The organism is Rhodococcus sp. AH-ZY2 (assembly GCF_030916465.1).
In the GTDB taxonomy this organism is placed as follows: Bacteria; Actinomycetota; Actinomycetes; order Mycobacteriales; family Mycobacteriaceae; genus Rhodococcus; species Rhodococcus ruber.
The window spans coordinates 61,468-81,516 of the sequence record NZ_CP126458.1 but is presented as its reverse complement, the minus strand read 5'-3'; the positions used below and the strand labels follow the sequence as shown (position 1 = coordinate 81,516).

Here is a 20,049-nt window from a genome sequence, read left to right as displayed (position 1 = left end):
TCTCAGCTCTCCTGGTTCGTCGAGATTGCGGCAGCCGGCACCGAGCTGGTGCGCTGCACGAAGTCCGCGAGCAGCTGTGCCACTTCGAACGGTTTGTCCTCGGGAAGCAGCGAACACGAGTCGGCGATCCACTCGAGTCCGGCATCCGCGAAATCCCCGGCGAGACGCTCGGCGTGTTCGGGTGGGAACACGCGATCCTCCCGGGACCACACGACCAGCACCGGCCCCGGGAAGTCGCCGAACGACTCTGCGGCCGCGAGGACAGCGCTCGGTTCCAGGCTGCGGAGCATACGGCGGAGGTCTGCGTAGACAGCGTCGCTCTCGAGGGCCGGGAGGACCCACGAGTCGGAGGTGGCCGGTTCGACCGGTCGACGCGCGAGCCAGCCGTAGGACATCGGGAGCCGCCGCAGGGCCCGGATGCGCAACGGGCCGAGGATCAGTTCACGCGCCGCCGGCGCGTAGGCGATGGCCTTCATGATCGCCCGGTACCGCCGCGGTGGGCAGTTGTCGTACGCACCGCCGGCCGTCAGGACCAGCCGTCGGACGAGGTCCGGCCGCGTCGTGGCAACCAGTTGAGCGACGGGGGTGCCGCCGTCGTTGCCGACCAGCGTCACCTCACGCAGATCGAGTGCTTCGAGCGCCTCCGTCACGATCGCCGCCAATCCGGCGAAGGACAGATCCGCGTCGGGCATCGGGACGGAATGGGCGCCGAAGGGAAGGTCCAGCGCGATGCAGCGGAAGCGCCCGGACAGAGCGGCAACCACCTTGCGCCAGACGTTCGCATTCGTGAGTGGACCGTGGAGGAGAACGATCGGTTCACCGGCACCGGCCTCGAAGTAGGCGAGCCGGCCGGTGGACAGTGTGAGCTCGCGCCGTGTGCCGAGACTGCGATGGCGCCACCATGCGCGACGATCATCGGTCATGTGGGACTCTCGTTTCGGTCGTGGTGATGAAGTGGGAGACGAGTGCGGCCACCCGCTCGGGTCGGTCCTCGGGTGCGAGGGTGTAGGCGTCCTGGATCCACTCCAGCCGTGCATCCGGAAAGTCCCTCGTGAGCCGGTGCGCATTGGCAGGCGGACAGAATCGGTCCTCCCGGGACCACGCGACGAGGACGGGACTGTCGAACCTGTCGAAGTGCCGCGCTGCTTCCAGTGTGTGCCGCGACTGCAGACCGGTCACCACTCGCGCCAGGTCCCGACGCACTCCGCGATTCCGGATCGCCGGCAGCACATACGAATCCGAGATGTGGGGCGGAAGTGCTCGTCGGGTGAGCCAGCCCTGGGCGATCGGCAGACGCCGCAAGGACCGCACCGTCATCGGCGCCAGAATCGGGAGCAGGGCTCCCGGCACCGACGCCGCGAGCTTGAAGAAGCCGAATGCCGCGGGCGGACAGTCACCGTACGCATCACTGGAGGTGAGGACCAGGCGTCCGACGAGATCGGGACGTTGTGCGACGACGAGCTGCGCGACCGCGCCGCCCGTGTCGTTCGCCAGCACGGTTGCGCCACTGAGCCCGAGCGTCTCGATCGAGTCGACGACCAGTCGCGCCAGCCCGGGGAGTGACAGGTCGACGTGGGGCACGCCGACGTCGTGCGATCCGAACGGCAGGTCGAGCGTCACGCACCGGAACTGCGTCGACAGCGGGGGCACGACTCGGCGCCACAGGTTCGCGTTGACCATCGCGCCGTGGACGAGGACGATCGGTTCGCCGTCTCCGCGTTCGAAGTAGCGTACCGCCCCCGACCCGATACGCACGTCGCCGCGTTCGCCGAGATCGGGATGCCGCCAGCCGGGCTGGAATCGATTGTGCACCGTCACGTCACCTCGCCTGCTTCCGGCCGAACTGCCGGTACAGCGATGCCCGCGCATCGTCGACGACGGAGACCACCGAGTTGTGCGGCCGACTCGCGGCACGGACCATGGACACCGCCGCGGGCAGACCCATCAGCCTGCGTGGGTTGTACTCGTGCCTCAGCATGAGCGTGAGATTGTCCCTGCGCCGCCGGGACGCACTGATGTATCGGAACAGTTCGATGTCCACCGAATTGGTCGGAAGACCCAGTCCGATCGACCGGGAGAAGTAGTACATCGGACGCGCTTCGGCGTCGCGTTCCTTCCACCACCGTCGGGTAGCGCGGTCGATGGTGCGCGGGCTCCCCCATTCCGGCAGCACCGTGCGGGTGAACATCCGCACCTGCCGCAGGGCATCGGAGATCCCCTGGCCGGTGATGACGTCCTTGAAGTGCCCGGAGTCGCCGATCAGCACCCAGCCCGGTCCCGCCGCCTCCCGGAAGTAGCCGTCCATCCGACGTACCTGGCGGACGTCACCGACCTGTTCCGCGGCGGCCATGAGACCGCGCAACGTGGGGATGATGCGCTGCGCGTTCTCCTCGAACACCTCCCTGTTCCGGTAGTCGCGGGGGTCGTCGCGGGGCGGCTGGGCGACCACCAGGGTCAGGCCGTCGTCGCACGGGACCATGAAGTAGATGTCGCGGCCGTCACGAACCAGCTGGAACTCGGGCGGCACCGGCAGATTCCGGTAGTACCGCCAGACGGCATCACGATCGTTGGTGGTGACCGCGTACTTGGCGGAACCCACGAGCTTGGCAACCGTCGAGTTCCTGCCGTCCGCACCCACGACCAGCGGTGCCAGGATCCGGATCTCGCTGCCGTCGGCTCTCGTCGCCAGCACCCCCCGCACCCGTCCGTTGTTCTCCTTCAGCAGCCGTCGCACCGTCACGCCGGTGCGCACCGGCACCCCGACGGCTTCGACCCTGCGGCGCAGGAGCTCGTCGAGGCCCGACCGTCGCACACACATCCGCGGCCACTGCGGGTGATGCACGGACATGTCCACTCCGTCCATGACCGTTCGAGTGGAATGCAGTGGTGGAGCACCGAACTCGTGCAACTCACGCAGCACACCCAGCTCGTCCCACAGCCGCAGGTCCTGCAGGTAGTGGGTGGAGAGCACATCCGTTTCCCGCTCACCACGATCGAGCAGCGCCACGCGCTTTCCCGCCTCCGCGAAGCGGACGGCGAGTGCACACCCCGCGATCCGGGCGCCGACGATCACGATGTCGGCGGTCTCGATGCACGGTTCACCGGTCGAGCTCGAGCTGCTCGCCCCCTCGCAGGATCCCGCACCGCTCGGCGGCACGGGATCCTGCGTCCCGGCACCGGGCGGGATGTCGTCCGTCGGCGGCGCCAGGACGGCCGAATCGATCTTCGCGCTCATGAGAAGACTCCTTCCTCGGCCGGAGCGACGCGTCCGGGCACGTCCTCCCGGGACTTCGGCGATCCGGTCCGCAGGTCGTGCCGATCGGCGAGGTCGAGCATCCGCAGGTATGCCCTCGTGCCGGCCTCGAGCGCGGGCTTCGGCAGTGTCAGGCCCCGCAGGCGGGTCCACGGCAGGGTGCTGTCGGCCGCGCTGCCGCCCACCGTCCGCCCGAAGCGCCAGGCGGAATCCACGGCGAGCGACAGACCGTGACCACACCAGGCGCCCGCGTAGAGGACACCGGGCCGTCCGGGCACCGGAGCGACGACCGGCAGCCGGTCCTCGGTGCTCCCGGCCAGCGCAGTCCATCTCGCCACCACCGGCACATCCTTCAGAATCGGGAATCTCTCACCGATCTCGCGACGAAGTCTCTGCTGTACCGCATCCGCGGTGCGGGCGTCGGGGACGGGATCGCCGGTCGGTACGACGACCGGTCCCCCGCCGAACACCAGCCGGTGGTCGGCGGTCATTCGGTAGTAGTTGAAATAGTTTCGCTGGTCGATGATTCCGCCACGACCGTTCCAGCCGAGGGCGGCGCGCTGTTCGAAGCTCAGCGGGTCGGTGGCCAGTACGTGAGCTCGGATCGTCACCACCGAGTTCGGGAAGGGATTGAGCTTCTGCGCGTACCCGTCCACGGCCAACAGGACACGGTCCGCGGTGATGTCGGCCGACGCGGTGTAGAGCTTGGTCGCACCCCCTCGTGCCGGCTGCATGTCGACGACACGACTGTGCTCGTGGATCTCGACACCGCGGCGGCGTAGTGCGTCGGCCAGACCGAGCAGCAGGCGGTACGGATCCACGAGCAGCACGTTCTCGTACGAGAATCCGGCCACGTATCCCGGTCCCGCCCGTTCGACGAGGTCCTGCGGCCCGAGCCACTCGACGCCGTAGCCGAGTTGTTCGAGGTGCATCAGGTGGGCCGCCATCCGCTCGCGCTGACGAGGCGTGAGCGCCGCGAGCGTGTGCGGTTCCTCTCGCGCATCACAGTCGATCTGCTCGGTCCGGATGAGCTCGCGCAGCAGGTTCACCCCGTGCTGGGAGGCGCCGAAGGCGGCGCGCGCCGTGGTGTCGCCGTACTTCCTCCTCAGCGACGCGAGCGGAATCTTCAGACCGGGACCGACGATGCCGGTGCTGGCGCCCGTCGCCCCCGATCCGATCCGGCCGGCCTCCAGGACGGTGATGTTCAGTTCGGGCCGTTCCCTGGCCGCGTAGTAGGCCGCGGTGAGTCCGGCGAGTCCGGCGCCGACGACCACGAGGTCGGCCCCGGCCGACCCGCGAAGTCGTGGTGCATCGGGGACGTAATCCGCCAGTTGCTTCCAGATCGGTGCCGTGTCCAGGCACCGGGTCGCATCGACCATTGTTCCTCCTTTCAGAGCGAATTCGTCGCCCGGGCGAGACTCCAGAGGTCTCGCAGGCGAACACGACCGGGAAATGCGATGTACTCCGGCGTCACCAGGGTGGGACGCCATTTGAGCTTGAAGGCCAGCTGACTCGCGGCCGGATAGACGGCCGAACCGTGCTTCGCGATCAGTCCTGTTGCGGTGCTCAGCATGCGGGACGCACCCGGAAGAGCAGCGTCCGGGTCGATGCCGACGAACGGTGTGAGCCCCAGGTGCAGCCAGGGCGCATCGTCCTCGCGCAGCACCTGTGCCGCCTCGGCGAAGATGTGCTCGACAACGCCGGGTGGCGCGTCCGGGGATCGCCGCGTCAAGTCGTAGAGCCAGCCGGCCTTCTCGCCGAAGACGGGCGAGTAGGAGATGTACGCGACGATCCGGCCGGCGGCTTCGGCGACGAAGAGCCGGCGTTGCTCCTGGACCTCGCCGCCGCGCTCCCCGACCATCAGCCTGAGTCCCTTGACGTGACGCCCCTTGTTCCGCAACCACGCGGCATCGAGCCGGTCCAGTCGGGTGGCGAACGCGGGGTCGGTCAGCTGCTCCGGCGTCGCCTCGCGCACGGTCACCCCCTCACGACGCGAACGGGTGATCATGTTGCGGGTCTTGACGAACTTCCGGCCGCGCAGGCTGAATGCGGAGAGGTCGATGCTGTACGAGGATCCGAACTGATTGACCACCCATCCGTTCGCGGCTGCGCGCTCGGCATCGGACCGCTCCAGTTGCACGGCCACGACCCGTTTCCCGGCGCGCTTCGCCGCTTCGGCGAAGGCATGGTCGACGGCGGATCGATCGTGCTCGGGGGTGACGGCACCGGTGAACTGGATCCAGTAACGTCGGCCGACCGGCCGGTAGGCGACGAACCCGGTGCGACCCGGCACCGTGAAGTACCGGTTGCCCTCGTTGAGTGCGAGGAACGCGGACGAACTCCGGGCGTAGTCCCGCAGCACGGCGAGCGCATCTCGCCGCGCGAGGTGCTGCGCGGCGTCCTGGGTGGTGGTCACGCGTCGACCGCCAGCGCCGGCTGTCGTATCTCGCCGAACAACCCGGACAGGATGAGGGCGATGTTCTCGCGCAGCGCACCCTCGGCGACCGGGTCGAGAATGTCGGCCAGTGACGGAATGCCCAGGTCGAACCGGGCGTCGAAGACCACCGACGCGCCGTCTTCCGTCCGGCCGATGCGCCAGGTTCCGTCGAACACCTCGAAGTCCCCTTCGAGTTGCGTGAACGCGATCGTTCCGGCGTCGCGGTCGAGCACATCGTGCTCGGTCCAGCGCAGCAGCCCCTTGCGGAACTTGACGGTCCAGCTGGACCGGACTTCGCCGGCGTCCCCGGGGGCCACCTCGACCGCGACCACAGCCTCGGTCAATCGGGGGTAGCTCTCGAAGTCGCCGATCCGGTCGAAGGCGGCGCTCGGGTCGATTCCGGGGAGGACGAACGACATGGTGACACTGCGCATGGGGGTTCTCCTTGCTGTAGGGCTCAGGCGAAAAAGGCAGCGGACAGCGCGTCGGTGAACGCGGTCAGGAAGAAGTCCAGTTCACCGTCGGAAAGGACGGCCGGCGGGGTGAGACGTAGCACTGTCGGCGAATTCAGGGAGTGGTTGACCAGAACCCCGCGATCGACGAGGTTCAGGTACAGGTCTCCGACCGATCGAGGATCGTCGAACTCGATGCCGATCAGCAGTCCGCGGCCGCGGACCTCGATGCGGTGCGCCGAGGAGTGAGCCGCCACGGCGTTCCCGACGGCGTGGACGAGGCGCCGGCCCAGATCCGCCGCCTTGCCGACGATGTCGTCGTCGCGCATGACCCGGATCGTCGCCGCGGCTGCCGCACACGCGATCGGCGAGGCCGCGAAGGTCGAGGAATGCAGGTACGGGTCCTTGGCGAACGGTTGATACGTCTCTGCTGTGGCGACCATCGCGGAGATCGGGACGACACCGCCCGAGAGTCCCTTACCGACGAGCATGATGTCCGGAACGATCCGAGCGTCGTCGATACCCCACCACGTGCCCAAGCGCCCCAGACCGGTCTGGATCTCGTCGACGATCAACAGCGCGTCGTGCTGTCGGCACAGATCGGCCGCGGCGGCGAGATAGCCGGGAGGGGGCACGATCACCCCTCCCTCACCCTGTACCGGCTCGACGATGAGGACGCCCCGGCCCGCGACCCGGGCGAGCGCGGCGTCGAGTTCGGCGGCGTCCCCGTACCGCACGGCGGTCACCCCCGGCAGCAGCGGCTCGAACGGCCTCTGGAAGACCGGGCGGGCGGTGACACTCAGTGCCCCCAGGGTCTTGCCGTGGAAGCCGTTGACGGTCGTGACGATCTCGGTCTTGCCATGTGCCCGCGCCAGCTTCAACGCCGCCTCGGTGGCCTCGGCGCCCGAGTTGACGAAGTGCACGAGGTCCAGGCCCGCAGGCGTGACGGCGGACAGTGCCGCCGCCGCGTGCACGCCCGCGGGTTCGAAGAAGACGCGCGTCGACATCGGGTGCGTGTCGATCTGCCGGTGCACCGCTGCCGTCACCTCCGGATGCCGGTGCCCGAGCAGATACACCCCGTGGCCGCCGAAGTTCAGGAAGCGCCGACCGTCCGCGACGACGACCCAGGCGCCCTCCGACGCGATCTCCTCCATGCCCCCGAGCAGACGGCCCAGAGCGGCCCGCCCGCTGCCCTGGTGAGCACGGCAGAGGTCCTCGATCCCGGTCCGGACGCCCGAGGCGGTCACGCCGCCCGCCCGTCGTCGTCGCCGGCCACGAGCCCCTTCACCTGCGCCCAGTAGCGCATCGACAGGTAGGCCGTCTTCCGGAGCTCCTCCGTGGTGACCTGCGCGGCGAAGCCCAGTTCCGGCAGCGAGTTCGGCAACGGGTCGGCGCTCTGGAAGAGCCAGGCGAACTCGAGCAGATCGCGGAACTTCGCCTGGAGCGGGGCCGGAAGCGAATCCTCCAGCAGCGGAAGGATCAGGCGGTCCACGGCTTCGGTCGGGATGAGACGCGGTTCCCGCGTCGACAGACCCAGGTCACCCGCCAGGCCCATGCACAGGTCCATGATCTGCCGTGCACACAATGCCTGGTCGCCGGCTGTGAGCCAGTACTCGCCGGAGGTGACCTCCTGACGTACGAGCCGGCCGATGACGGCCGCAACCAGGTCCTGCGGTACGAAGTCGATGAGAGCGTTCGCCGGCATCGGGATCATCGGTGCGGCGCCCCGCACGATCGCTCCCAGCACGGCGTGCAGACCCTGGAACGCCGCCATCCGCCCGTCCGCCGAATCACCGATGACGATCGACGGCCGCACGATCACACTCGGCACGGCATGCGACCGGACGAGCGCCTCGGCTTCGATCTTGGACTGCACATAGGCCGCGGCTCCCGGCGAATGTCCCTGTGCCGAAGGTGGATCCGCGACGAAGGCGGTACTGAAGAAGTACAGCGGCGCCGATGCCTGCGTCGCCAGCTCCAGCAATGCCGTCGGGCCACCGAGATTGACCTCACGAATCCGTCGCGGGTCCTCCCGCCAACTGGTTGCCGCCGCCGCGTGCACGATCACATCCACCCGGCGGGACAGCACGGCGTAGTCGCCGGCGGACAGGCCGAGCCGCGGTTCGGCGAAGGACCCGGCGAACTCGCTGACCCGGACGTCGTCGACCGGGTTGCGGTTGCGCATGCAGACCACGTCGAAGTCGTGCGACAGTTCGTCGATCAGTGCCCGTCCGACGACGCCGGAGCCGCCGGTCAACAACAGTGTCTTTCTACGCCACGTCATTCTTCGCTCCTCATGCGATCTCGAGGGGGCTGCCCGCGAAATAGCGCGTCAGCGGTCCCGCCATTCGCGTGCGCGACGGCGGGTGGAAGCCGAGGCCGTTGACGGCCGCGGCGAGGTATCCGACGTCGTCCGACGTCATGAAATTCATGCCACCGAGCAGTTCGACCGCTCGGGGTACCACCGACGCGATCGTGTCCTGTACCGCGTACCGCACCAACAGGGTGTCGGCCAGGAGCCCCGCGTCCGTCTGCGCGTGCGGGACCTGCCGGGCGATGTTCTCGATCGCCGCGTGCGCGCTCTCGGTGCGCGAGACGAGCTGCATCCGCTCGACGTCGGCGGATCGTTCCACCGACAGCACACGCTCGACCAGTGCGCTGGCCGCACCCAGGTACGAGGCGGCCATGAGCAGCTCGAACCACACGAAACCCGCGGTCTGGACGGCGTCGAGCCGCCCGTCCTCGGTCACCTCCGTGAGTACCACCAGATCCGCAGGCACCAGGACGTCGTCGATCGTCACCTGATCGCTCTCGGCGCCGGCGAGAGCGAAGCTGGACCAGAACGGAGCGACCGTCACACCCGGGTCGTCGGCGGGAATGAGGGCGACGGCCAGCCGGTCCCCGCGACCGTCCGGGGAGGGCAGCCGGAGACTGGCCGTGAGCAGGTCCATGGACCGCGCCAGACTGCACGGTCGTTTCGTCCCGCTGACCCGGACCCCGTCGGCCGTCACGGTGGCGTCCATGGTCGGGGTGAGGATGTGGCCGTCGGGGCGGCCCTCCGCGAATCCGGACGCGACGAGCATGTTCTTCGCGGAGATCGCTTCGAGGACGAGCCACTCCTTCCCCCCGGTCTCGGCGAGCAGCACGAGGCTGGACACGGAGAAGTGGTGCATGGTGCTCGCCACGGCCAGGGACGGCGACCGCGAGCCCAGTGCCCGCTGGATCCTGACGGCATCGAGAGCATTCGCGCCCTTGCCCTTGTATTCGACCGGAATCACGAGTCCGGCTCCGCCGGCATCACGCAGCAGCGGGATACCGAGGGCCGCACTGCCCTCGAGGTCCGCGAGCGGGACATCGGCCAGCGCGTCGTCGAGTCCCGGCAGGAACTGCTCGAGTACGGCACGTTCACGCGCGAGGAAGCGCACGTCGAAACCCCCTGTGGTTCGTGGAATCGTCGGAGCGGACACCGACGCGGTGGTAGGCACGGTCGAAGGCATCGAACTCCGGATGCTTCACCGGTTCGAACGAGATTCCGAACGGCTTCATGGTGTTTCCGAACAGAGCTCGGTCTCCGCACAGATGGATCGGCAGTGCGAGAAGCGCCCATTCCGGACCGAAGATCAGCGACCATGCCGCCGCAATCGCGGCTGCCGTGAGGAAGCTGTGCATCACGTTGTAGGCGACATAGTAGCCCTTCGCAACCGCGTGATCCGCGCTGCGCCGGTACGCGATCGCGCCCGGAATGTAGCCGATGATGTCGATGATCAGAAAGAGCGCGACGAACGCCACCCAGTCGATCTCGTCGAGATGGGCGACGGCCAGCACCACGACGACCACCAGTGCGAGAAACCACTCGGCCCGCGCGACCGCATGCGTGGCCTCGGTTTCGAATCTGTTCAGGTTGTCCACAGCGACTGCTCTTTTCGTAGTTCTGGGATCGGGACCGCTTCCCCTTCGCGGAATCCGCGTCTGGCGTGCCATCGGGCCAGCGGCGCGGGCGCCCACCAGTTGTACCGGCCCGTCAGTGCCATGACGGCCGGGACGAGGAACGTGCGCACCACGAACGCGTCCACCAGCACGCAGATGGTCAGTCCGAGGCCGAGTCCGCGCATGAACGAAACCTCCCCGGCGGTGATCGCCAGGAAGACCACCGTCATGACGACCGCGGCGGCCGTGACGATGCGACCTGTCCGCGCCAGGCCGGCACACACCGACCTCTGGTTGTTCCCGGTCGCCAGCCATTCCTCGCGGATGCGCGACAACACGAAGACCTCGTAGTCCATCGAGAGCGCATAGGCAATGGCAGCGAGCAGGGGTGGAACGAACGCCGTGACGTGTCCGGTCGCGGTGGTACCCAGACCCCCGAGGTTGCCGTCCTGGAAGATCCACACCATGGCGCCGAATCCGGCTGTGAGCGAGAGGGCGTTGGTGACCAGCGCTTTGACCGGAAGCACCACGCTGCCGGTCATCAGGAACATGAGCACGAACGTCGCGAGAGCGATCAGCGCGACTGCGACGGGCACGCGGTCGGTGATGCCGTGCACGTTGTCGAGGTCACGCTGCGCGAGGCCGCCGAAGAGTGTGGGTGCCGGCGACCGGACCTCGCGCAACCGTTCGAGCTGCTCTTTGCCCTCCTGCGAGTACGGGTCCTTCGTGGTCGAGACCGTGACGTATGCGCTGTCACCGGAGATTGCCGAATCGACTCGGAGTGGGCTGATCTGCATGCCCTTCGCATACACCCCGCCGGGGCTGCTGACCGACAGGACACCGTCGATTGTCGAGAGTTCCCTCGCGTAGTCCGCGACCTGCGGCACGGTCGTCACTGCACCGGTCAGAACGATCGGGGTCGAGCCGGCGAAGTCCTGGGCGAAATCGGCTCGCAGAATGTCGCCCGTCTGCCGCGAAGTCGTCGACTCCGGCAGCGCCCGGTCGTCGGGATACGCCAACTGCACACCCTGGAACGGCCACGCGAGGGTCAGCAGCGCGATCGTGAGCGTCACCAGGACGACGACCGGTCGTCGCATCACCGCCGCCGACGTGCGGTACCAGAACGAATCCTCGACGGCGCGGATCGGCACGGCTTCGCGACGGAACCAGCGTCGCAGCGGCTTTCGCACATCGAGTGCGTCGATGCGATCTCCTGCGAGAACGATCAGCGCCGGCGCGACGCACAACGCACCCGCCATCGCGAATCCGACACTCGCAAGTCCGGCATATGCCAGGGAGCGAAGCAGATACGGTTCGAAGATCAGCAACGTCGCCAGGGTCACCGCCATGGTCAGCGCCGAATAGAACACGGTCCGGCCGGCCGTCAGCATGGTGCGTACCAGCGCCGCGTGTGCGTCGGTCCCCGCATCCCGTTCCTCACGGAATCGGTTGACGATGAACAGCGTGTAGTCGACCGCGAGAGCCAAGCACAGGCCCGTCGCCAGGTTCACCGCGAACACCGAGACGTCGGTGACGGCGTACAGCGCCCAGAGGCAGGCACCGGTGCCGACGACAGCGATAGCCGCGACGAGCAGCGGGAGCAGCGCCGCGACGAGACTGCCGAACACCCAGACCAGCGCGATGAAGGTCAGCGGTACCGCAATGATCTCGAGCCGGATCAGATCACTTCGGGACTGTTGTGTGCCTTCGTAGTACGTGATGGCCTGACCACCGGCGGTGACGGTCACACCGTCGCGGGTTCCGACGAGGGACGCCGCGATCTCGTGCGCCCTGATCGGTGCCTCCCGATCGTCGCCGGCGATTCGTGCGACGACCAGCCCGGTGTTCCGGTCCGCACTCAGCAGGGCCTGGTCGAGCGGGGAGGGTGCAGTCCAGTACGACGCAATCTGGCCCGCGTGTGGCGAATCTTGCAGTGCCGAAACAATCCTGGAGGATTCGCCGCGCGCTCGCACGCTGCCGGCTCCCGCAGGGTCGGTGACCGTGAACACCACCGGCAGTCCACCCGTTCGGAACGTTTGGTCCAGAATCTGTTCTGCCCGAGCTGATTCCGATGACGGAACATCGTATCCACCGGACGGCAGCCGGGTTGCGGCCGGCGCTGCATAGACACCTGCGACGACGAGGAACAGCATCGCCGCCCCGACCACGGTGCGAGGTAGACGCCATGCCACGTCGGCGAGTCTGCCAAGGATCATGCGCTGTGCCCATTCTGATCAATCACCGGCACGGCAACCTGGACGTCGGCGACCTCGTTGTACACCGACATCCAGATGTGTTGCCGTAACGGTGAATCCCCCCAATGACCTGCCACCGGGGTCCCCTACCCGGTGTGGCCGCTGTCTCGACAGCCATGCGCCGGCGCCCCCATCGGCCGGTCGGACCGACGGCGGCGCCGTTGCCGATGATCATGCCCGAGGGCACCCCCGGCGTCAACCTGTCGGCGAACAACCTCGACGACGCTCGGACCGGTCACCCGGATCCCGACGAGTTGGACGTTCCTGTGCATATTGTTGCCCCACAACGAAGTCGGAGATCCCCGGCTCACGGGGGCCCGTCATCGAATCGCGCCGGATCACACGCGTGAGACCGCGCCCTATCGGACGGTTCGCCCCGGCGGACGCAGCAGTCCTTCCACGATGCGTCGGACCTTGTCCCCCGCCGCTCCGTCTCCGAGGCGCATGGCGGTGTTCGCGGACCGCAGCACCGCGTCGATCTGGAATGCCGCGAGATCCGCATCGAGATCGGCGATTTCACCGTTCTCGACGGCGACGGCGAGCTCGCCGGAGAGCGCGTCGACCCACTCCTGCTGGTTGCGCGCGAGCGCGTCCCGAACCGGGCCGGGCCGGCTGTCGAACTCCGTCAGATTGGCGGCCTGGAAACAGCCGCCGGCGAACAGTGGCCGTTCCGCGTAGACGATCCAGCGTCCGATGAGCTCCCGGATCCGCGCCACCCCTCGGGGTTCGGACAGGGCAGGACGAACGACGAAATCGACGAACATCGACCGGGCATGATCGACGGTGGCGAGCTGCAGCGCCTCCTTGGTACGGAACAGACTCTGGATACCGGCCTTGCTGAGACCGGTGTCGGTGGCGAGGCGTCCGAAGCTCAGCCCCTCGAGACCGTCCAGCGACGCGAGGTCGACCGCCCGGTCCAGGACCGCGCGACGAGTGCGGGCACCCCGAAGAAGCCGCTTGTCGGTGATGTCACCGACAAGCGGACTTGCCGTTCCCGACGACGGGGGTGTCGCGCTCGACATGCGGTGAATTTTACGTCACCCGATTCTCCAGCGATTTCGTGGCGGGTCCAGTCCTGCCCCTAGGTCCGGTCGGCGCCCACCCGGGCCGCGAGCTGTTCGAGGACCAACGTCGCGAGGACGGCCTGCCCGGTGGTGGCGAAGTGAATCTTGTCCTCACTCAGCAGGTTCTCGCGGTCGTTGAGCGGGTGGTCCCACGAATCGGCGAGGACGGCGTCGAACTCGCGGGCGAGTTTCCGGGTGATGTCGTTGAGGCGGGCGACACGCTCGGTCCAGTCCGGGAAGGCCGGGATGACGAATGCGCGACCCAACGTCAGGACGCTGAGCTGGGCGCCGGTCCCCGCCGCCCAGGTGTACATCGTGCGCAGTCCGTCTTCGATCCGATGCCAGTCGGGATTGCGGCGCAGGAGATCGTTCGCACCGCTGTTGACGTGCAGCAGGTCGGGTTCGAAGGCGGCGATCCGCTCGGCCTGCTCCTCCAGCGCCTGCGCCGTGGTGGCACCGATGCGCGCCGTGTTGAGGTATCGGAGGTCGGGTTCGACCATTCGAAGAACCCGTTCGACCCGAGCGGGCCATCCGAGGTTGTCGTAGCCGGGCGTGGGATCGCCTGCGCCCACCGACAGGCTGTCGCCGAACACGGCGTACCGCTTCCACGGTGCACCCTCGAGCATCGCGGCGGCCGTGGCCGGAGGCAGGACGTGCGGATCGGTGTCCTCGGTGAGCGGCTTCGATACTGTCGTCATGCGGATGAGCATACGATCGACCGTATTACTTCGGCAAGATGTGGCGCGCCTCGCCGTCGCTCGGAGGGGCTGCGTGTCGCTCGCCGGCCGATCGCCGACCGCCGGTCCGGGACGGATATGTTCGGGGGCAGCGAGATCCCCCGGACGCGCCCGCCGCAGGCGGCGGGGCGAGGACAATTTCCCCCATGCAAGGGCTCGAAGTCGTCCACAGCGGAATGTTCACCACCGTCCAGGACCGCGGCCGGCCGGGACGCGAGGACCAGGGGCTGGGCGTATCGGGCGCCGCCGACCGAACGGCGCACGACGCTGCGAACCGCCTGGTCGGCAACGACCCGTCTGCGGCGACGCTCGAGATCACCGCCGGCGGTCTGACGGTGCGCAGCATCGGCGCGAACGTCGTTGCGGTGACGGGCGCCCGCGTGCCGGTCACCGTCGACGGCCACCCCGAGGCCGACTACTCGGTGCTCAGGCTGGACGACGGCGCCGTGCTGGCCCTCGGTAATCCGACGAGCGGAGTGCGCTCGTATCTGGCGGTACGCGGCGGAATCGACGTGCCCGAGACCCACGGCAGCCGATCCACCGACACCCTGACCGGGACCGGGCCCGACCGGCTCAGGGACGGCGACCGGATACCGGTCGGCACCCTGACGGGCGAGCTACCCGGCGAGGAACAGATCCCGCCACCGGCCCCGCCCGAGGACCCGGCACTGCTCCGCGTGCATCTGGGCCCGCACCCCGGAGAGTTCAGCGCCGGTTCGGTGCATGCGCTGCTGCACGAGACATGGGCCGTGACCCCGCAGCTGGACCGCATCGGCATCCGCTTGCAGGGACCCGGCAAGCTGCATCTCGCGCGTGGCGGAACCGATCGTCCGGAGCCGACCGCCCCGGGCTCGGTGCAGGTCCCCCCGGACGGCAACCCCATCCTGTTCCTGGTCGACCATCCCGTCGTCGGCGACCACCCGGTGATCGCCGTCGTCCTGCCCGCCGATCTTCCCGTCGCCGCGCAGCTCGGGCCGGGACATCGGGTGCGGTTCGTCGCCACCCTCACGCGATGACTGCGAAACAGCTCAGGACACCGCCACATCTCCCGGAGGCCGGACCACGGGACTCGGCCCGGCGACGACACACTCCTGGACATGGTTGTCCCGCACGGTGATTCGTCGCAGCGTGCCGGCCGGTGTGCGGACGTCGACCGTGCCGGTGAGAACGTGATCGAACGTGAAGTTCCCGGACGGGACCGCCGCACGCGAGGCACGTCGCAGCCGCGCCCGGCGCGAGAGGAAGGTGTCGATCAGGTAGGCCAGCCACTCCGTGTAGAAGTAGAAGCACTCGCCGCCGTTCCACACCAGCGCGGCGCCGTCGGCGGTGGGTACCCACTGGCACCACGACAGCGGTCGCCCCCGGGTGGGCAGCCCGTCGGCCGGGGACCGGTGGGGGCCACTGGCCGGTCCGGCGAACGCGACGAGAAAGTCGATCTCGTGTCGGTTCAGCGGCGGATCGATTCCGATCCGTCCCGTGAATTCGGTTCGTTGTGCCATGTGTCCCCCGTCCGCTGTCGATCAGCTCTACCCGATTCGACGCGGCCGGAAGCGGAACGGTTCCCCGACCCCCGCCGCACGGCCGACGGAACGACACCGGCCGCACGGCCGACGGAACTACAGCATGCGGCGTTGACGCGCGATGTCCGCGAGCACGACACCGGCAGCGACGGACGCATTGAGCGACTCCACGTCACCGGCCATCGGGATCGACAGGATCGAGTCGCACGTCTCGCGGACCAGTCGGGACAGCCCCTTGCCTTCGGAGCCGACGACGATCACCACCGGGTCCGTACCGTCGAAATCGTCGAGGGTGGTATCGCCCCCCGCATCCAGACCGACGACCCGGACCCCACGGGACTGCCAGTCCTTGAGGGTGCGCGTCAGATTGGTCGCCCGGGCGACGGGGAGGCGGGCCGCGGCACCCGCGCTGGTTCGCCATGCCACCGCCGAGACGGCAGCGCTGCGACGCTGCGGGATCAGCACGCCGTGGCCGCCGAACGCTGCGACCGACCGGATCACCGCACCGAGGTTCCGCGGGTCGGTGATGTTGTCGAGAGCCACCAACAGCGGCCGCTCGTGGTTGTCGTGGGCGACGGCCAGCAGGTCGTCCGGATGGGCGTAGCGATACGGCGGAACCTGCAATCCGATGCCCTGGTGCATGCCGTTGGCGGTGAGCCGGTCGAGCTCGCCGCGCGGGACCTCCAGGATCGAGATGCCGGCGTCCCCGGCCCGCTGCACGGCCTCCTTGAGTCGCTCGTCCGCCTCGGCGCCCACGGCGACGTACAGTGCCGTCGCGGGAACGTCCGCGCGGAGGCACTCCACCACCGGGTTGCGGCCCAGCACCATCTCCGGGCCGTCCTCGCCCTTGCGGCCGGCCGTGCTGCGGCCGCGCTTGTCGGCGGTCTTCGCCGCAGCACGGGCGCGCCGCGCGGCGGGATGGTAGGGACGGTCCTCGGCCTTGGGGGTGGCACCGCGGCCCTCGAGGCCGCGGCGGCGCTGCCCACCGGACCCGACGACCTGTCCCTTCTTGGTGCCGCCCTTGCGGACCGCACCTCGTCGCTGAGAATTACCAGCCATCACTGCCCTGCTTTCAGGGACCACTCGGGTCCGTTGGGCGTATCGGTCACCTCGATGCCCGCCGCCGTCAATCGATCGCGCACCTCGTCGGCGAGCGCCCAGTTCTTCGCAGCCCGCGCCGCCTGCCGGCGTTCGAGCTCTGCGGACACCAGCACCTCGAGGGCCTCGAGGGCCGCCGAATCGCTGCCAGCCACCTCGGCCCAGTGCGGGTCGAGCGGGTCCACCCCGAGGATCCCGAGCATGGCGCGTACCTGTCCGGCGATGTGCACCGCGGTGTCCAGGTCGCCGGCGTCGAGCGCCTTGTTGCCCTCGCTGCGCCGACCGTGGATCTCGGCGAGCGCCTTCGGCACGCCGAGATCGTCGTCGAGGGCGGCGGCGAACTCCTCGGTCCACGTTCCCACCGGGATCTCGCCGGCCCGGTCCCGGGTCTTGAGGACGAACGACTCCAGTCCGCGGTACCCCGCCGCCGCCTCGTGCAGAGCCGCGTCGGAGTATTCGAGCATGGACCGGTAATGGGCACTGCCCAGGTAGTAGCGCAGCTCCTGCGGGCGCACCCGGGCGAGGACGTTCGGGATGGACAGCACGTTGCCGAGCGACTTGGACATCTTCTCGCCGCCCATCGTCACCCAGCCGTTGTGCAGCCAGTACCGCGCGAACCCGTCGCCGGCAGCCTTGGCCTGGGCGATCTCGTTCTCGTGGTGCGGGAAGACCAGGTCCATGCCGCCGCAGTGGATGTCGAAGGACTCCCCGAGGTAGTACTCGGCCATCGCGGAGCACTCGAGGTGCCAGCCCGGGCGGCCGCGACCCCAGGGTGTCGGCCACGACGGCTCGTCCGGCTTGGCCGCCTTCCACAGGGTGAAGTCACGTGGGTCCCGCTTGCCGCTCCCCGCGCTCTCCCCCTGGTGGACATCGTCGATCCGGTGCCCCGACAACCGGCCGTACTCGGGGTAGCTGAGCACGTCGAAATACACGTTGCCGTCGGCCGCGTAGGCGTGGCCGGCGTCGATCAGGCGCTGCATCAGCTCGACCATCTGGGTGACGTGGCCCGTCGCGCGCGGCTCCACGGACGGCGGCAGCACTCCGAGCCGATCGTAGGCGTGCGCGAAGGCCCGCTCGTACGTCGTCTTCCACTCCCACCAGGGGCGGCCTGCCTCGGCGGCCTTGCGCAGAATCTTGTCGTCGATGTCTGTGACGTTTCTCACAAAGGCGACATCCAGGCCCTTCGCCATCAGCCAGCGCCGCAGCACGTCGAACGCGACGCCGCTGCGCACGTGGCCGATGTGGGGCTCGCCCTGGACCGTCGCGCCACAGAGGTACACCGAAGCCCGGCCGGGGATCAGCGGAACGAAATCCCGCACGGCCCGCGATTCGGTGTCGAACAAGCGCAAGGTCACGACCGGCAATCCTACCGGTCGTCGTCGCGCGGAAGGACGAGTGCCGTCGCGACGGCGGCGACGCCCTCGCCGCGCCCGGTCAGCCCGAGCCCGTCCGTCGTCGTCGCGGACACCGACACCGGCGCCCCGAGGACCTCGGACAGCACCTGCTGCGCCTCGTCGCGGCGGGGACCGATCTTCGGCCTGTTCCCGATCACCTGGACGGCCGCGTTCCCGATCGTGAAGCCCTGCAGGTCGAGCAGGCGCCGCACCTCGGCGAGCATCGACACCCCGCTCGCGCCGTGCATCTCCGGGCGGCCGGTACCGAAGACCGAACCGAGGTCGCCGAGACCGGCCGCGGAGAGCAGGGCGTCGCACAGCGCGTGCGCCGCGACGTCCCCGTCCGAATGCCCTGCGCACCCGTCGGCATCCTCGAACAGCAACCCGGCCAGCCGGCACGGCCGTCCGGGTTCGATCGGATGGACATCGGTACCGATCCCGACGCGCACTCAGCTCTCCTGTCCGACGGGGGTCCCGGCCGCGAGCACGGCGCGGGCCAGGACCAGATCGAGCGGTGTGGTGATCTTGAAGGCGAGCGGTTCGCCCGGAACGGTGTACACGCTCTCGCCGAGACGCTCGACGAGGCCCGCGTCGTCCGTGGCGTCGCCGGCGCCGGCGTTGGCTCGGCGCAACAGGTCGGCGGCGAATCCCTGCGGCGTCTGCACCGCGCGGAGAGCGGACCGGTCGGGGGTGCCGGTGACCCGGCCCGCGCCGTCGACGCTCTTGACGGTGTCTGCGACCGGCAGCACCGGGATCACCGCGCGACGACCGCCGCGCAGTTCCGCCACGATCCGGGCGAACAGCTCCGGTGGGGTCAGGGCGCGTGCGGCGTCGTGCACCAGGACGTGGGCGGCGTCCTCCGCGGCCGCCAGTCCGGCGCGCACCGAATCGGTGCGTTCCGCGCCGCCCGCCACCACTTGCACCTGCGGCGGCGCCGTGGCTGCGACGGATGTCACCAGGTCCGGCGGCACCACCACGACGACCCGGTCGACCACCGCCGAGGTCAGCATGGCCTCGACGGCCCGGTCCAGCATCGTGCGCCCGTCGAGTTCGACGAACGCCTTGGGCAGGGATTCGCCCAGGCGGACACCACGGCCGGCCGCCGGAATGATTCCGACGACCGGCCCGTTGCGATCGTTCATCTGCAGTTCTGCGGTGCGCGTGGCCGCTCAGGAGGCGGCGGCGAGCACCTCGTCGAGCAGGCTGTCGGCCTTGACGTCGTCCGTGCCTTCCGCGAGCGCGAGCTCGCCGACGAGGATCTGCCGGGCCTTGGCCAGCATTCGCTTCTCACCTGCGGACAAGCCGCGGTCCTGCTCCCGCCGCCACAGGTCGCGCACGACCTCGGCGACCTTGTTCACGTCTCCGGAGGCCAACTTCTCGAGGTTGGCCTTGTACCGCCGCGACCAGTTGGTCGGCTCTTCGGTGTGCGGTGCGCGCAGCACCTGGAAAACCTTGTCGAGGCCTTCTTGCCCGACCACGTCGCGAACACCGACGTATTCCGCATTATCCGCAGGTACCCGAACCGTCAGGTCGCCCTGGGCGACTTTCAGAACGAGATATTCCTTCTGCTCACCCTTGATGGTGCGAGTTTCGATAGCTTCGATCAGCGCCGCACCGTGATGGGGGTATACGACGGTATCTCCGACCTTGAAAATCATGTGTCCCGTGCCCCTTTCGATTCTTCGAGTTTAACACGTGCTCACATCCGGCTCCCATCAACGGCGCAGGTCAGGGGCACAGAGGCGCGCGCGTAGGACTTGACAGCCAACCGGTTCCGTGTATCCCGTGATATTCGACACGTCGCCCGGGGCGGCCCCCGGCGGCCCCGCCGAGTCGGTCCGGGCAGGACGAAAGCCACGACTTCCGCCCCCGGCGCAGACTCGGCGCTCTTCGACTACTACTCTGCCTAGTG

At 68.8% G+C, this 20,049-nt stretch carries 20 protein-coding genes; 1 reads left to right on the top strand and 19 read right to left on the bottom strand.

Features of this window, described 5'->3' with window-relative positions:
* Positions 1 to 2: 2 nt before the first annotated feature.
* From QNA09_RS01205 to QNA09_RS01145, 13 genes are all read right to left on the bottom strand, one after another.
* Positions 3 to 923, bottom strand: a complete 921-nt coding sequence (locus tag QNA09_RS01205; protein ID WP_010594563.1) for an alpha/beta hydrolase — start codon at positions 921 to 923, stop codon at positions 3 to 5.
* Positions 913 to 1,818: an alpha/beta fold hydrolase gene (locus QNA09_RS01200; RefSeq protein WP_308072167.1), complete on the bottom strand. Its 906-nt coding sequence runs from the start codon at positions 1,816 to 1,818 to the stop codon at positions 913 to 915. Before QNA09_RS01200 ends, QNA09_RS01205 begins: the two co-directional genes overlap by 11 nt.
* A gap of 1 nt (position 1,819) precedes the next feature.
* Positions 1,820 to 3,235, bottom strand: coding sequence for an NAD(P)/FAD-dependent oxidoreductase (locus tag QNA09_RS01195; protein ID WP_010594565.1), 1,416 nt, complete (start codon positions 3,233 to 3,235; stop codon positions 1,820 to 1,822).
* A complete protein-coding gene (locus QNA09_RS01190; RefSeq protein WP_010594566.1) occupies positions 3,232 to 4,632 on the bottom strand; it encodes an FAD-binding oxidoreductase in 1,401 nt (466 codons plus the stop codon). The genes QNA09_RS01195 and QNA09_RS01190 overlap by 4 nt, the downstream gene beginning before the upstream one ends.
* A gap of 11 nt (positions 4,633 to 4,643) precedes the next feature.
* Positions 4,644 to 5,669, bottom strand: coding sequence for a bifunctional lysylphosphatidylglycerol flippase/synthetase MprF (locus tag QNA09_RS01185; RefSeq protein ID WP_082061329.1), 1,026 nt, complete (start codon positions 5,667 to 5,669; stop codon positions 4,644 to 4,646).
* Positions 5,666 to 6,124 carry a type II toxin-antitoxin system RatA family toxin gene (locus tag QNA09_RS01180; protein ID WP_010594568.1) on the bottom strand — a complete coding sequence of 153 codons (459 nt, stop codon included), beginning with the start codon at positions 6,122 to 6,124 and terminating at the stop codon, positions 5,666 to 5,668. Before QNA09_RS01180 ends, QNA09_RS01185 begins: the two co-directional genes overlap by 4 nt.
* Before the next feature lie 23 nt (positions 6,125 to 6,147).
* Positions 6,148 to 7,389, bottom strand: a complete 1,242-nt coding sequence (locus QNA09_RS01175) for an aspartate aminotransferase family protein (protein ID WP_010594569.1) — start codon at positions 7,387 to 7,389, stop codon at positions 6,148 to 6,150.
* Positions 7,386 to 8,426 carry an SDR family oxidoreductase gene (locus QNA09_RS01170; RefSeq protein ID WP_225222885.1) on the bottom strand — a complete coding sequence of 347 codons (1,041 nt, stop codon included), beginning with the start codon at positions 8,424 to 8,426 and terminating at the stop codon, positions 7,386 to 7,388. The genes QNA09_RS01175 and QNA09_RS01170 overlap by 4 nt, the downstream gene beginning before the upstream one ends.
* Before the next feature lie 10 nt (positions 8,427 to 8,436).
* The gene (locus QNA09_RS01165; protein WP_040273761.1) at positions 8,437 to 9,567 is read right to left on the bottom strand and encodes an acyl-CoA dehydrogenase family protein; all 1,131 of its coding nucleotides are present in this window, start codon (positions 9,565 to 9,567) and stop codon (positions 8,437 to 8,439) included.
* Entirely contained in the window at positions 9,548 to 9,979 is a 432-nt protein-coding gene (locus QNA09_RS01160; protein WP_253260959.1) for a hypothetical protein, read from the bottom strand. Before QNA09_RS01160 ends, QNA09_RS01165 begins: the two co-directional genes overlap by 20 nt.
* Before the next feature lie 59 nt (positions 9,980 to 10,038).
* Positions 10,039 to 12,285, bottom strand: a complete 2,247-nt coding sequence (locus tag QNA09_RS01155; RefSeq protein WP_162919278.1) for an MMPL family transporter — start codon at positions 12,283 to 12,285, stop codon at positions 10,039 to 10,041.
* Positions 12,286 to 12,683: 398 nt separating this feature from the next.
* Entirely contained in the window at positions 12,684 to 13,346 is a 663-nt protein-coding gene (locus QNA09_RS01150; RefSeq protein WP_010594574.1) for a TetR/AcrR family transcriptional regulator, read from the bottom strand.
* A gap of 59 nt (positions 13,347 to 13,405) precedes the next feature.
* Complete coding sequence (locus QNA09_RS01145) at positions 13,406 to 14,086, bottom strand: SGNH/GDSL hydrolase family protein (protein ID WP_237658172.1); 681 nt, start codon at positions 14,084 to 14,086, stop codon at positions 13,406 to 13,408.
* Between the two features lie 185 nt (positions 14,087 to 14,271).
* Here QNA09_RS01145 and QNA09_RS01140 point away from each other — a divergent pair, with 185 nt between their 5' ends.
* Positions 14,272 to 15,141 (top strand): biotin-dependent carboxyltransferase family protein, encoded by an 870-nt coding sequence (locus tag QNA09_RS01140; protein WP_040273756.1) that lies wholly within the window; start codon positions 14,272 to 14,274, stop codon positions 15,139 to 15,141.
* Positions 15,142 to 15,153: 12 nt separating this feature from the next.
* On the opposite strand, the gene QNA09_RS01135 is transcribed toward QNA09_RS01140, so the two are convergent.
* The 6 genes from QNA09_RS01135 to carD form a co-directional block, all read right to left on the bottom strand.
* Positions 15,154 to 15,624, bottom strand: coding sequence for a hypothetical protein (locus tag QNA09_RS01135; protein ID WP_040273753.1), 471 nt, complete (start codon positions 15,622 to 15,624; stop codon positions 15,154 to 15,156).
* A gap of 117 nt (positions 15,625 to 15,741) precedes the next feature.
* Positions 15,742 to 16,704, bottom strand: a complete 963-nt coding sequence (gene rlmB, locus QNA09_RS01130; RefSeq protein WP_010594578.1) for a 23S rRNA (guanosine(2251)-2'-O)-methyltransferase RlmB — start codon at positions 16,702 to 16,704, stop codon at positions 15,742 to 15,744.
* Positions 16,704 to 18,098 carry a cysteine--tRNA ligase gene (gene cysS, locus QNA09_RS01125; protein ID WP_040273817.1) on the bottom strand — a complete coding sequence of 465 codons (1,395 nt, stop codon included), beginning with the start codon at positions 18,096 to 18,098 and terminating at the stop codon, positions 16,704 to 16,706. The genes rlmB and cysS overlap by 1 nt, the downstream gene beginning before the upstream one ends.
* A gap of 11 nt (positions 18,099 to 18,109) precedes the next feature.
* Entirely contained in the window at positions 18,110 to 18,586 is a 477-nt protein-coding gene (ispF, locus tag QNA09_RS01120; RefSeq protein ID WP_010594581.1) for a 2-C-methyl-D-erythritol 2,4-cyclodiphosphate synthase, read from the bottom strand.
* Entirely contained in the window at positions 18,587 to 19,279 is a 693-nt protein-coding gene (gene ispD, locus QNA09_RS01115) for a 2-C-methyl-D-erythritol 4-phosphate cytidylyltransferase (protein ID WP_010594582.1), read from the bottom strand.
* A gap of 27 nt (positions 19,280 to 19,306) precedes the next feature.
* On the bottom strand, positions 19,307 to 19,795 hold the full coding sequence (gene carD / locus QNA09_RS01110) for an RNA polymerase-binding transcription factor CarD (protein ID WP_003935974.1): 489 nt from the start codon (positions 19,793 to 19,795) through the stop codon (positions 19,307 to 19,309).
* Between the last annotated feature and the right edge of the window lie 254 nt (positions 19,796 to 20,049).